General features: G+C 72.9%; 9 protein-coding genes and 4 pseudogenes. 1 reads left to right on the forward strand and 12 read right to left on the reverse strand.

What is annotated here, in order from left to right:
- Positions 1–42 precede the first annotated feature (42 nt).
- From H0S67_RS21050 to H0S67_RS21085, 9 genes and pseudogenes are all read right to left on the reverse strand, one after another.
- On the reverse strand, positions 43–1,242 hold the full coding sequence (locus H0S67_RS21050; RefSeq protein WP_246354935.1) for an AMP-binding protein: 1,200 nt from the start codon (positions 1,240–1,242) through the stop codon (positions 43–45).
- Between the two features lie 104 nt (positions 1,243–1,346).
- Positions 1,347–1,592: pseudogene (locus H0S67_RS26135) on the reverse strand (AMP-binding protein); the annotation flags it as partial.
- Between the two features lie 37 nt (positions 1,593–1,629).
- Positions 1,630–3,158: pseudogene (locus H0S67_RS27015) on the reverse strand (MMPL family transporter).
- Positions 3,149–3,571 (reverse strand): MMPL family transporter, encoded by a 423-nt coding sequence (locus tag H0S67_RS27020; RefSeq protein WP_180937035.1) that lies wholly within the window; start codon positions 3,569–3,571, stop codon positions 3,149–3,151. Before H0S67_RS27020 ends, H0S67_RS27015 begins: the two are co-directional and overlap by 10 nt.
- A gap of 1,111 nt (positions 3,572–4,682) precedes the next feature.
- A pseudogene (locus H0S67_RS21070) lies at positions 4,683–5,380 on the reverse strand (phosphoribosylaminoimidazolesuccinocarboxamide synthase).
- A gap of 28 nt (positions 5,381–5,408) precedes the next feature.
- Positions 5,409–5,660, reverse strand: a pseudogene (locus tag H0S67_RS28520) (phosphoribosylaminoimidazolesuccinocarboxamide synthase); the annotation flags it as partial.
- Positions 5,612–6,199: an antibiotic biosynthesis monooxygenase gene (locus H0S67_RS21075; protein WP_246354937.1), complete on the reverse strand. Its 588-nt coding sequence runs from the start codon at positions 6,197–6,199 to the stop codon at positions 5,612–5,614. The pseudogene H0S67_RS28520 and the gene H0S67_RS21075, both read right to left, overlap by 49 nt.
- Before the next feature lie 86 nt (positions 6,200–6,285).
- Complete coding sequence (locus H0S67_RS21080; protein ID WP_180934645.1) at positions 6,286–6,645, reverse strand: hypothetical protein; 360 nt, start codon at positions 6,643–6,645, stop codon at positions 6,286–6,288.
- A 239-nt stretch (positions 6,646–6,884) separates the two neighbouring features.
- Complete coding sequence (locus H0S67_RS21085; RefSeq protein ID WP_180934646.1) at positions 6,885–7,172, reverse strand: acylphosphatase; 288 nt, start codon at positions 7,170–7,172, stop codon at positions 6,885–6,887.
- A gap of 171 nt (positions 7,173–7,343) precedes the next feature.
- On the opposite strand from H0S67_RS21085, the gene H0S67_RS21090 reads away from it, so the two are divergent.
- Positions 7,344–8,672: an MFS transporter gene (locus H0S67_RS21090; RefSeq protein ID WP_246354938.1), complete on the forward strand. Its 1,329-nt coding sequence runs from the start codon at positions 7,344–7,346 to the stop codon at positions 8,670–8,672.
- A gap of 8 nt (positions 8,673–8,680) precedes the next feature.
- Here the strand turns inward: H0S67_RS21090 and purB are convergent, their stop codons facing one another.
- From purB to H0S67_RS21105, 3 genes are read right to left on the reverse strand one after another with little or no spacing between them, the layout of a single operon-like run.
- Positions 8,681–10,111, reverse strand: a complete 1,431-nt coding sequence (purB, locus tag H0S67_RS21095) for an adenylosuccinate lyase (protein WP_180934647.1) — start codon at positions 10,109–10,111, stop codon at positions 8,681–8,683.
- Positions 10,111–11,385, reverse strand: a complete 1,275-nt coding sequence (gene purD / locus H0S67_RS21100) for a phosphoribosylamine--glycine ligase (protein ID WP_180934648.1) — start codon at positions 11,383–11,385, stop codon at positions 10,111–10,113. The genes purB and purD overlap by 1 nt, the downstream gene beginning before the upstream one ends.
- A gap of 28 nt (positions 11,386–11,413) precedes the next feature.
- Positions 11,414–12,316 carry a catalase family peroxidase gene (locus tag H0S67_RS21105; RefSeq protein ID WP_180934649.1) on the reverse strand — a complete coding sequence of 301 codons (903 nt, stop codon included), beginning with the start codon at positions 12,314–12,316 and terminating at the stop codon, positions 11,414–11,416.
- Positions 12,317–12,371 lie beyond the last annotated feature (55 nt).

A 12,371-nucleotide genomic window follows, 5' to 3' on the forward strand; every position in this document is an offset into this window, starting at 1 on the left:
CCGGTCAGGACAGCTCGCGCTTGAGGATCTTCCCGGTCGCGGTCATCGGCAGCGACGGGACGATCTCCACGATGCGGGGTACTTGTAGTTGGCCATCTGCTCCTTGCCCCACGCGACCAGCTCCTCGCTGGTGGTGGTGGCGCCGTCGTTGAGGATGACGAACGCCTTGATCTCCTCGCCGTGGCTCTCGTGCGGGACACCGATGACCGCGGCCAGCGAGACGTCGGGGTGGGTCAGCAGGACCTCTTCGATCTCGCGGGGGTACACGTTGAAGCCGCCGCGGATGATCATGTCCTTGGACCGGTCGACGATGTAGTAGTAGCCGTCCTCGTCGCGGCGGCCCAGGTCGCCGGAGCGGAACCAGCCGTCGTGGATCACCTCGGCGGTGGCCTCCGGGCGGTCGTAGTAGCCCTTCATGATGTTGTGGCCCTTGATGGCGATCTCGCCGACCGCGTCGGGGTCGGTGCCGTCGGCGTTGACCTCGTTCCACTCCGGGTCGATCAGCTTCATCTCCACCCCGGGGATGGGCCGGCCGATCGAGCCGACCCGGACCTCCTCCCCACGCGGGGAGAAGCTCGCGACCGGAGAGGTCTCCGAGAGGCCGTACCCCTCGAGGATGGTGACCCCGAACTTCCGCTGGAACTCCTTGTGGACCTCCACCGGCAGCGCCGCACCACCGGCGGCCGCGACCCGCAGGTTCTTCGCCAGCTGCTCCACGTCGATCCCGCCGGAGGCCCGGACGTCCTCGAGCGCACCGAGCAGGCCCCAGTACATCGTCGGCACGCCCGCGAAGTAGGTGACCTTCTCCCTGCCCATGAGCTCGAGGGCCGCGTGCGCCTCGAAGCGCGGCAGCATCACGACCGTGCCCCCGAAGGCGAACGCGCCGTTCTGGATGCAGGTCTGGCCGAAGGAGTGGAAGAGCGGCAGCACGCACAACAGGGTGTCGGGGTTGTCGGCGTCGGCCCCGAAGAGCACCTCGCCGGCGAGGGCGTTGTCGCGCATGTTGCGGTGCCGCAGCTCCGCGCCCTTGGGCTGCCCGGTGGTGCCGGAGGTGTACAGGATGACGGCCGTGTCGTCCTCGTCGGTCGCCACGGTCTCGAACGTCGGGGGCTGCTCCGCGAGGGCCTGGCCCAGCGTCTCGGTCCCCTCGATGGGCGAGGGCGCCGACGGGTCGGCGGTGATGACGAAGAAGTCGGTGCAGCCCTCGGCCTGCTGGAAGCCGGCGTACCCCTCCTTGGCCATCGGCAGGTCGGCGGTGCCCTCGAAGCAGAAGTAGGCCTTCGCGTCGAGTCGCCGAGGTGGTAGGCGACCTCGCGGCCCTTGAGCAGCACGTTGAGGGGTACGACGGTCGCGCCCGCCTTGAGGATGCCGAAGTAGATGATCGTGAAGTAGGGCAGGTTCGGGCAGCTCAGGGCCACCTTGTCACCGTGCCGGATGCCGCGGGCGACGAGGAGGTTCGCCACCTGGTTGGCCGCGCCGTCGACCTGCGCGTAGGTCAGGCGCAGGTCCCCCAGCACCACCGCGTCGCGGTCGGGGTACTGCTGGGCGCTGTTCTCGAGCAGGGTCGACAGGTTGTACAACGTGGCCTCCATCACGGAATCGCTGTGGTGGGGCCAACCTACTCAGCGGTCATGAACCCCGCGAGCCCCGCGCTCCGGCCTGCACCCCACCGGCCCGTTCCACGTCCACCCCGGCCGGACCGGCGAGCGGTCGGGCATGCCGCGAGAGGGACCCCGGCCACCAGAAGCGCCGGCCGAGCAGGGCCACGATCGCCGGCACCAGGATGCTGCGCACCAGCAAGGTGTCGAGCAGGACGCCGAAGCCCACGATCACCCCGATCTGGGTCAGCGTGATGAGTGGAAGCACCCCCAGGACCGTGAAGACGGCCGCCAGCAGCACCCCGGCACTGGTGATGACCCACCCGTCACGGCCAGGGCCCTGCGGATCGCCGCCTTCGTGTCCAGCCGATGGGCCTCCTCGCGGGCCCGGGTGGTCAGGAAGATGTTGTAGTCGACGCCCAGGGCGACGAGGAACAGAAAGCTCAGCAGCGGGACGGAGAGGTCGAGGGCCGGGAAGTCCCACCAGTGCCGGAAGGCCCACCAGCTCGCCCCCATGCTCGCGGCGTACGTCGCGACGACGGTGAGCACCAGGACGACGGCGGCGACGACGGACCGGAGCAGGAGCAGCAGGACCACCAGCACCACGGCCAGGATCAGCGGGATGACCAGGCGCTGGTCGTGCTGCGCGGCGGTCCTCGCGTCGAGCGCCTCGGCGTCCGCCCCACCGACGAGGGTTGCGGGATCTGCGTCGTGGGCGGCGACCCGGACGGCCTCGACCGCGTCGAAGGCGGCGCTCGAGCCCGGGTCCGCGTCGAGGACCAGGTCCAGCTCCACGGTCTCGCGGCTGCCCCCGACCCTGTCGACCCGCTGGACGCCGTCGACCGCGGCGACCGCGCGTCGTACGGCAGACGCCGAAGCGGCTGGAGCGAGGACCGTGGTGGGCTGCGAGGCTCCCGCCGGGAAGTGGTCGGCCAGCACCTGCTGGCCGGTCACCGACTCCGGCTGGGCGCGGAACTGCTCGGTCTCCGAGAGTCCGGTCCGCACTCCCGACAGGGGCAGCGCCAGTACGACCAGGAGCAGCGCGCCCAGCCCGCTGACCAGCCAGGGGCGCCCGGTGGCCAGGTCGGCCACCCTCGACCAGAAGCCGGTCTCGGTCGGCTCGGCCTGGCCCAGCCGGGGCACGAAGGGCCAGAACAGCCGGCGGCCGAAGAGGGTGAGCGCGGCCGGGAGGACCAGCAGCGCGTAGACGACGGCGGTGACGATCCCGATGGCGCCGGCGAAGCCGATGCTGCGGCTGGACGGGTTGTCGGCGAAGCCGAGGCAGAGCAGTGCGAGGACGACGGTGCCGGAGCTGGCGAGGATCGCCGGAGCCGCCCGCCCGAGCGCGACCCGCATCGCGTCGTACCGACTCCCCTCCCGGCGCAGCTCCTCGCGGTAGCGCGCGATGAGCAGCAGGGCGTAGTTCGTGCCGGCTCCGAACACCAGCACCGAGGTGATGCCGGTGGTGGCGCCGTCGGTCTGGAAGTCGAGGACGTGGGTGCCGACCGCGAGCAGCTTGGCGGCCACCTGGTCGGCAACCGCGACCACCGTCAGCGGCACCAGCCACAGCCACGGCTCCGGTAGGTGAGGAGCAGCAGGAGGGCGACCACGCTCGCCGTGGTGATGAGCAGCGTGACATCGGCCCCGTCGAAGACCTTCGACAGGTCCACGACGAACGCCGGTCCTCCGGTCACCTGCGCCCTCAGGCCGTCGGGCAGCCCGGCGCCGGCCACCGCCCGGATCTTCCCGATCGGGCCGGCGAGGTCCTCCTCCGGTGTGTCGGCCGCCAGCGGCACGCCGACGAAGGCCGCCGCACCGTCGTCGGCGAAGGCGGGGAAGACCCGCTGTCCGTCGTCAGCGAGACCGGCCAGCTCGCGCACCTTGGCGGCCACGGCCGCCCTGTCCTCGCGGGTCAGCGGGGCCCCTCCACGGTCGAAGACCACGATGGCGGGCGTGTACTCCGAGGTGCCCAGCCGGTCGGCGAGCCGGGCCGCCTGGGCGGACTCGGCGTCGTCGGCAGGTTCGAGGTCGCGTTGGGCGCCGTCCGCGCCGTGACGTCCGCGGCGAGCATCACCCCCGAGAACAGCAGTGCCAACGCCACGACGACCAGCTCAGTCGCCGGCCCACTGCACCTTTGTTCACTCCCTGGAATATTTCCACGATCGAAACAGTAGGGGTGCCATGGCCGAGACAAGTGGCGGACCCCCCGAGGCGGCGGTGCGCGTCGTCCGAGCGCTGCGCGAGGTCACCAACGAGACCGAGCTCTACGTGGGCGCCGCGGGACGCGAGAGCCAGATGCACCGCACCGACCTCACGGGCCTGGCCATGGTCATGGACCGCGGCGACACGGACAGTCCGGTGACGCCGGGACAACTCAGCGCCGCGATGCACCTCAGCGCCCGGCCACCTCCGCGATGCTGGACCGGCTCGAGCGACTCGGCCACGTGCGCCGTTCTCCGCATCCGGCGACCGTCGCTCGGTGGTGGTGGAGATGACCGACCACGCCCGCGACGTCGGGGAGCAGATGTTCGGACGACTGGCTGCGCACATCGGCCCCGTGCTGGCCGGCCGGAGCGAGGACGAGCTCGCCGGGATCGCCGAGTTCCTCGAGGCGGTCAGCGATGCCACGCGCGCCGCGCGCGCGGAGGTCGAGGACCGGCCTGACCTGTCAGGCGGAGTCGTCAGGATCGCCGCGGCACGCCGGAGATCGGCGCGGACGGCCGGGACCGCGAGGCGGGTGAGCGCGGGACCGGTGGGGCGGAGCAGCCCGTCGCCCTCGACCGCGAACTCGAAGACCACCTCGCAGCCGGCGTCGGCGGCCACGAAGGTCAGGGCCAGGGCGGCGCGGAGCGCGCGCCACCGTCCGAGCTCGCCCAGCGGTAGGGCCGGTCCAGCTCGGTGGTCTCCATGGAGGGCCGCAGCCCCGGGCGGGTCACGTCGACCCAGCGCTGGCCGATCCGGGGCTCGCCGGTGACGGCCTCGACCCGGGACAGGCTGGACTGCCAGGCCGGCCGGTTGCGGGGTCGGCGAGGTAGTCGAAGGCGACGTCCGGCGCGACGCCGAAGGACACGGCCCCGGACCCGGTCACCAGGTCTGCCCCGTGAGCCGCTCGTAGGCCTCGACGTAGCGCGCGCGGGTGCGCTCGACGACGGCCGCGGGGAGCGCCGGTGGCGGGCCGCCCGCGGCGCGGTCCCAGCCGGACTCGGGCGAGAGGAGCCAGTTGCGCACGATCTGCTTGTCGTACGACGGCTGGGTGCGACCCGGCCGCCACTGCGACGCCGGCCAGAACCGCGAGGAGTCGGGGGTGAGCACCTCGTCGGCGAGGACCGTCATGCCGTCGGGACGCCTGCCGAACTCGAGCTTGGTGTCGGCCAGGATGATGCCGCGCCGCGCGCGATCTCCTCGGCGCGCGAGTAGGCCGCCATCGTCAGGCCGCGCAGCTCGGCCGCCGCATCCTCGCCGACCTCGCGCACGACCGCGTCGTAGGACACGTTCTCGTCGTGGTCGCCGAGCGCGGCCTTGGTGGCCGGCGTGAAGATCGGCTCGGGCAGGCGACTGCCGTCCTCGAGCCCGGCGGGCAGCGGGATGCCGCACACCTGCCCCGACGCGCGGTAGTCGAGCAGGCCGGAGCCGGTGAGGTAGCCGCGGGCGACGCACTCGACCGGGAACATGTCCAGCCGCTCGCACACCACGGCCCGGCCACGCACGGCGTCCGGCACGTCGGTGGAGACCACGTGGTTGGGCACCAGCTCGGCCAGCTGGTCGAACCACCACAGCGACATCCGGGTCAGGATCTCGCCCTTGTCGGGGATGGGCGGTGTCCAGGACGAAGTCGAACGCCGAGATCCGGTCGCTGGCCACCATCAGCAGGCGGCCACCGGGCAGCTCGTAGAGGTCGCGCACCTTGCCGGAGTGCAGGTGGGTCGCACCCTCGATCGTCGGGGCGTCGGGGATGTTCAGGTCGGCCACGCGCCCCAGCCTAGAGGTCGCGGCCCGGCGTGCCCGGCGAACGGTCAGGCGGCGGCCACGCGGCGCCACGGCGGCGGCTCGCCCTGCAGCCACCAGCTGAGCCTGCGGGTCATCCAGGGCAGCACGAGTAGGTCATCACCGGGGTCATCAGCAGGGTCGAGGTCAGTCCCCGGACCAGCAGCGGGAGGTCCGGAGCCACCTGGGAGTAGATCCAGGACACCAGCAGGTTCAGGGGGAAGAACGCCAGCCAGATCACCGTGGCCTGCTTGTAGCGCGCGGCGCGGTGGGGACAGCCGCAGGTCACGGAGGTCCCGGGTGACCGGCTCGTCGAACCAGCCCTCGATGCCGGTACGCCGCTCCACCCGCGACTCCACGACCCCGAGCCCGACCGACGCGTCGCGCCACCACTGCCGCTCGTGCGACGACTCCCACCCGGCCAGCGCCTCGTGGTCGGCGAAGCGGTAGAGCACGTGCCAGGTCTCGGAGTCCTGCTCCGGACGCACCCAGCCGGCCCCGAGGAAGCCCGGGAAGCGCTCGGCGAGCGCCACCCCGGCGGACATCCAGCTCATCATCTCGGCCTCGCGACCCGGGTCGAGGTGACGGGTGATGGAGACGGTGACGGGGCTGGTCATCCCAGAAGCGTCAGGCCCGGGGTGGTCGCCCCGCAAATTCGCCACGACTGGCACAGTGTGCCCATGCCCGAGTCTGCTGAAGAGGTCTACGCCAGGGTCGTCGCCGCCGCCGGCGAGAGCGGCCGCCTGCCGGCCCCGTCGCTGGTCGACTGGGACGTCTTCCCCTGGGAGGTCGTGGACGGCTCGATCGCACCGAAGGTGCTGCCGCCGCCGGCGGACGAGGAGCCCCGGGCCGGGGAGGGTGGCAAGCCCTGCCCCACCTGCGAGCGCGACCCGGACCTCGACATCTGGGAGAACGAGCGCTGGGTCGTCACCCGGATGGCGCAGCCGACCGGGCTGCCGCTCGTCCTGTTCCTGCAGAGCAAGGAGCACCAGGACTTCAGCGAGATGGACGACGAGACCGCCTCCGAGTACGGCCGGATCACGGTCTGGATGAGCCGGATCATGTGCAACATGGCGAACATCGGTCGGGTGCACGTCTCCCGCTGGGGCGACGGGAGCAGCCACCTGCACGTGTGGTTCATGGCCCGGACCGAGCGACAGGCGGGGATCCGCGGCTCGTTCGCGCGGAGTGGGAGGACATCCTGCCCCCGGTGCCCGAGGACGTCTGGCGCGCCGACCTCGCCACGGTCGCCCGGAAGCTGGCCAACCACGACGGGCGCGCCCTGGTCTGACGGCGTACGCCTCAGAAGCGGACGCCGAAGGAGCGTTCGCCTCCGTCCTCGGAATCGCGCACCCGCACCTGCTCGACGCGCGCCGCCGGGGGGCCGGTCCGGCACCAGGCCACCATCGCGTCGACGGCCTCGACGTCGCCCTCGAAGTGCCCGCCGACCGACCCGTCGGGCTCGTTGCGCACCCACCCGGCCACCCCGAGCCGGCGGGCCTCTCGCTCGGCGTAGAACCGGAACGAGACGCCCTGCACCCGGCCGGTCACGGTGACGTCCACTGCCTTCTCGTGCACTGCCTTGCGCATGGCCCCATTCTGCGGGGTACGACGGGTCGCGCTGCTCGCCCCTTGACCGTCGGGACAGAGTGTTGGTGTGAGCGAGGAGACGACGGCCCCGGCGACCACGCCGGAGCAGGAGGTCCACGACCCGGACCCGCGGCGCTGGCGGATCCTCGGCGTCACCTGGTCATCGGCTTCATGGCCCTGCTCGACGTCACGATCGTCAACGTCGCGATCCCGTCGATGCGGTCGGGGCTCGACACCTCGGCCTCGACGGTGCAGTGGGTGGTGTCCGGCTATGCGCTGGCCTTCGGGCTGACGCTCGTGACCGGCGGTCGCCTCGGCGACGCCTACGGGCGGCGTCGGATGATGCTGCTGGGGCTGGCCGGCTTCGTCGCCGCCAGCGCGGCGGTGGGCCTGGCCCCGACCGTCGGTTGGGTGATCGGGGCACGGCTGGCGCAGGGCGCGGCGGCGGGCTTCCTGACCCCGCAGAACTCCGGGCTGATCCAGCAGCTCTTCCGGGGAGCCGAGCGGGGCCGGGCCTTCGGGTTCTTCGGCCTCACCGTGTCGATCTCCTCGGGCCTGGGACCGGTGATCGGCGGCCTCATCATCAGCCTGCTCGGCGAGCAGGACGGCTGGCGCTACCTGTTCCTCGTCAACGTCCCGATCGGACTGGTGGCGATGGTGTTCGTCGCCCGGATGGTGCCGCAGCGGCCCCGCGAGTCGCAGGACCGGACCGGGCTGGACCACCTCGGCGCCGCGCTGCTCGGCGCGACGGTGCTCTGCGTGCTCTTCCCGCTCGTCAGCGTGGAGAGCGGCGCCCGGCTGCCGCTGGTCCTGCTGGTGGGGGCGCCGACCTTCCTGTGGGGCTTCGTGCGGTGGGAGCGGCGGATCGCCCGGCGGGGCGGTGCCCCGCTGCTCGACGTGGCGCTGCTGCGTCGTACTCCCGGCTACGCCAACGGGCTGGCCGTGGCGCGCTCTACTTCACCGGCTTCACCGGGATCTTCCTGGTGCTGTCGGTCTACCTGCAGGACGGGTTGGGCTTCTCGCCGTTGGGGGCAGGCCCTGCTCACGCCGTTCGCGATCGGCTCGGCCCTCACCGCACCGCTGGCGGGCCAGCTGGTCTCGAGGATCCACCGCCTGATCACGGTGATCGCGCTGAGCGTGATGATGACGGGGGTGCTGGCGGTGGCGCTGCTGGTCCCCGGCCGCGGGCCGCACGGGCTCTGGCTGGTGCTCGTGCCGCCGCTGCTCCTCGCCGGCCTGGGCGGCGGCGGGGTGGTCTCGCCGAACTTCACCCTCTCGCTCGCGGAGGTGCCGCCGCGGATGGGCGGCGCCGCCGGCGGCGCGCTGCAGACCGGCCAGCGGATCGGCTCCTCGATCGGCGCCGCGCTGCTGATGACCGTGTACGGCGTGGCCGCCGCCTCCTCACCCGGCCGGGGACTCGAGGCGGCCCTGCTGGCGTCGCTGGCCGTCCTCGCCGTGGCGATGGTGATGGCGGTGCGGTCGCTGCGCCAGGAGCGCTAGCGGCGGGACTAGAGGATGGCGCCGGGGGTGTACGCCGCGGCCTCGGGGTGCCGGGCGGTCACCTCGGCCACCTGGCGCACGACCCGCTCGACCTGGTCGACCGCCGCGCCGGTGAACGTGATCGGCTCGGCCACCAGCGAGGCGAGCTGCTCGGCGGTGAGGCCGAGGCGCGGGTCGGCGGCGAGCCGGGCGAACACGTCGTTCTCGGCCTGGCCGCGCCGCATGTCGAGCGCGACCCCGACGGCGGCCTCCTTGATCGCCTCGTGGGCGGTCTCGCGGCCGACGCCGTTGCGGACCGCCGCCATCAGGACCTTGGTCGTGGCGAGGAACGGCAGGTAGCGGTCGAGCTCGCGCTGCACCACGGCCGGGAAGGCGCCGAACTCGTCGAGCACGGTGAGGAAGGTCTGGAAGAGCCCGTCGGCGGCGAAGAACGCGTCGGGCAGCGCCACGCGGCGCACGACCGAGTCGGAGACGTCGCCCTCGTTCCACTGGTCGCCGGCCAGCTCGCCGATCATCGACAGGTGGCCGCGGAGGATGACGGCGAGACCGTTGACGCGCTCGCAGGAGCGGCTGTTCATCTTGTGGGGCATCGCCGAGGAGCCGACCTGGCCCTCCTTGAAGCCCTCGGTGACCAGCTCGTTGCCCGCCATCAGGCGGATCGTCGTGGCCAGGTTGGAGGGGCCCGCGACCAGCTGCACCAGCGAGGAGACCACGTCGAAGTCGAGCGAGCGCGGGTAGACCTGGCCGACGCTGGTCAGCACCCGGTCGAAGCCGAGGTGGGCGGCGACGCGCTCCTCGAGCGCGGCGAGCTTGCCGGCGTCGCCGTCGAGCAGGTCGAGCATGTCCTGGGCGGTGCCCATCGGCCCCTTGATGCCGCGCAGCGGGTAGCGGCCCAGCAGGTCCTCGACCCGCTCCACGGCGATCAGCATCTCGTCGGCCACCGTGGCGAACCGCTTGCCGAGCGTGGTCGCCTGGGCCGCGACGTTGTGGGACCGGCCGGCCATCACCGTGGTCTCGTGCTCGGAGGCCAGACGGCCGAGCCGGGCCAGCGCGGCCACGGCGCGGTCGCGCACCAGCGCCAGCGACTGGCGCACCTGGAGCTGCTCGACGTTCTCGGTCAGGTCGCGCGAGGTCATCCCCTTGTGGATGTGCTCGTGCCCCGCGAGCGCGCAGAACTCCTCGATCCGCGCCTTCACGTCGTGCCGGGTGACCCGCTCGCGGGCCGCGATCGACTCGAGGTCGACCCCCTTCTCGCCCAGGGCGACGACGTCCCGGTAGGCCTCGACGACCCCGTCGGGCACCTCGATGCCGAGGTCCCGCTGGGCCTCGAGCACGGCGATCCACAGCTGGCGCTCGAGCACGATCTTGTGCTCCGGGGACCAGATCCGCGCGAGGTCCGCTCCGGCGTAGCGGGTGGCCAGGACGTTGGGGACGGCCATCAGATGCCCTTTGCGATGTCGGTGCGGTGCTGGACGCCCTCGAATTCTACGGCGGTCACTCCGTCGTACGCCGCGGCGCGGGCGGCCGCGACGTCGGGACCGGTGGCCACCACGGCCAGCACCCGTCCCCCGGCGGTGACCAGGTCGTCGCCCGACAGGGCCGTGCCGGCCTGGATCACGTGGACGCCCTCGATCTCCTCGGCGCGGTCGATGCCGGTGACCACCTCGCCCGCCGACGAGGTCTCCGGATAGCCACGCCCGGCGAGGACGACCGCCACCGCGGCGCCGACCCTGAAGGTCGGCGGCGGGACGTCGGCGAGCGTGCCGGTCGCGGCCCCGAGCAGCAGGGCCGAGAGGGGCGAGTCGAGCAGCGCGAGCAGCGGCTGGGTCTCGGGGTCGCCGAAGCGGGCGTTGAACTCCACCACGCGGGTTCCCTTCGAGGTCAGCGCGAGGCCGGCGTACAGGAGGCCGGAGAACGGCGTCCCTCGGCGGGCCATCTCGTCGACCGTCGGCTGGAGGACCGTCCGGCGCACCTCGTCGACCAGGTCCGCGGGCGCCCACGGCAGCGGCGTGTAGGCGCCCATGCCGCCGGTGTTGGGGCCCCGGTCGTCGTCCCCGATCCGCTTGAAGTCCTGCGCGGGCTGCAGCGGGTAGACCGTCGCGCCGTCGGCCTCGTTCCAGCTGCACAGCGCGAAGAGCGAGACCTCGGGCCCGTCGAGGAACTCCTCGACGACGACCTGGTCGCACCCGGCCGCGTGGTCCACGGCTACCTGCCGGTCCTCGGTCACCACGACGCCCTTGCCCGCGGCCAGGCCGTCGTCCTTGACGACGTACGGCGGACCGAACTCGTCGAGCGCAGCGGCGACCTCCTCGGCGGTGGTGCAGACGAAGGCCCGGGCGGTCGGCACGCCGGCTGCCTCCATGACCTCCTTGGCGAAGGCCTTGGAGCCCTCGAGACGGGCAGCCTCGCCGGTGGGCCCGAAGCAGGCGATCCCCCGCTCGCGGACGGCGTCGGCGACCCCGGCGACCAGCGGCGCCTCGGGCCCGATCACGACCAGGTCCGCGCCCAGCGACTCCGCCAGGCCGGCGACGGCCTCCCCCGACATCGGGTCGACGGGGTGCAGGGTCGCGTGCGCGGCCATGCCGGGGTTGCCCGGGGCGGCGTGCAGCCCGGTCACGGCGGGGTCGAGGGCGAGCGCGCGGACCAAGGCGTGCTCGCGGCCGCCGGTGCCGATCACCAGGACCGTGAGCGAGGACGGCGAGGGGGAGGTCACGGGGCCCAAGGGTAGTGGCGCCCCGGGGTCACTCCTCCCGGGACCGCGTCCGGCGGGACACCGACTCCGAGTACGCCGCCGGCCGGTAGCGCAGGATCGGGTCGTCGGAGAGCTCGATCCCGTCGACCACCCGGGTGGGGTCGAAGACGACGGCGCAACCGCGGGTCTCGGGATCGGGGGTCGGGGCGGTCACGTCGACGTGCCCGGCCACCAGCTCGCGGGCGTTCGTCCACACCGACATGACGTCGTGGGGCTCGTCGCCCGGGCCGGCCACCTGCACGCGCATCTCGTAGCGCACCGGCCCCGCCGCCAGCCGCGCGGCGATCTCCTGCCGGAGCCGGTCCGGTCCGGTGAACGTGGCCTCCGGGCGGTCCTCCCGCCGGCCGAGCGGGGCGAACGTGTAGCGCACCCACACCCCGTTGCCGTCGGCGTCGACCCACCGGTAGGCGTGCAGCGGGTAGTAGGGGATCTCGGCGTAGCTCGAGGGCCTGCCGACCGCCTTGGCCTTCGCCCCGGCCAGGATCGCCGGGAGCGCGGAGGGGTGCCGGGCCAGCCAGAGCAGCATGGTGTGGGGGCGGCGTGAGGCCGCGGTCATCGCCACGAAGTCCTCGGGCGTGCGCACCGGGAACCGCGGCGAGGTCTGCGCCAGGAGGTCGGTGACGGTCCCGTCGGGCAGGTGGAAGGAGATCGCCATCCCGCGGATGTCCGGCTCCTCGTCGCTGACCCGCGGGTTGCCGCCGGCGTTGGACCACCGCACCGTGACGGGCACGGTGGCGGCCGCGAGGTGCCCGGCGCGGCACAGCGCCGCCGCCTCGGGCGTGGCCGTGAAGGTCCCTGTGTAGAAGCCGCCCTTGGCGTGCAGGGTGCGGTAGCCGTCCGGCGGGTCGAAGGCCGCCTGGAGGCGGTCGATGGCCCGCTCGGGTTCCAGCATGTGGGCACGTTAGCCGCCATCGGCGTGGCCGTCACCCGATCGCGCAACCTCGCAC

The sequence above is a fragment of the Nocardioides ungokensis genome, assembly GCF_013466985.1.
Lineage (GTDB): Bacteria > Actinomycetota > Actinomycetes > Propionibacteriales > Nocardioidaceae > Nocardioides > Nocardioides ungokensis.

Bases quoted from the DNA above. Each gene is read 5' to 3' on its own strand.
- purB (WP_180934647.1), bottom strand. From the start codon at position 10,111: ATGGCCGTCCCCAACGTCCTGGCCACCCGCTACGCCGGAGCGGACCTC.
- H0S67_RS21080 (WP_180934645.1), bottom strand. From the start codon at position 6,645: ATGATCCGGCTCATCCAGACCGTGATCCGGCCGTACTCGGAGGCGGTC.
- H0S67_RS21085 (WP_180934646.1), bottom strand. From the start codon at position 7,172: ATGCGCAAGGCAGTGCACGAGAAGGCAGTGGACGTCACCGTGACCGGC.
- H0S67_RS21090 (WP_246354938.1), top strand. From the start codon at position 7,344: ATGGCCCTGCTCGACGTCACGATCGTCAACGTCGCGATCCCGTCGATG.
- H0S67_RS21050 (WP_246354935.1), bottom strand. From the start codon at position 1,242: ATGGCCAAGGAGGGGTACGCCGGCTTCCAGCAGGCCGAGGGCTGCACC.
- H0S67_RS21075 (WP_246354937.1), bottom strand. From the start codon at position 6,199: ATGACCAGCCCCGTCACCGTCTCCATCACCCGTCACCTCGACCCGGGT.
- H0S67_RS21105 (WP_180934649.1), bottom strand. From the start codon at position 12,316: ATGCTGGAACCCGAGCGGGCCATCGACCGCCTCCAGGCGGCCTTCGAC.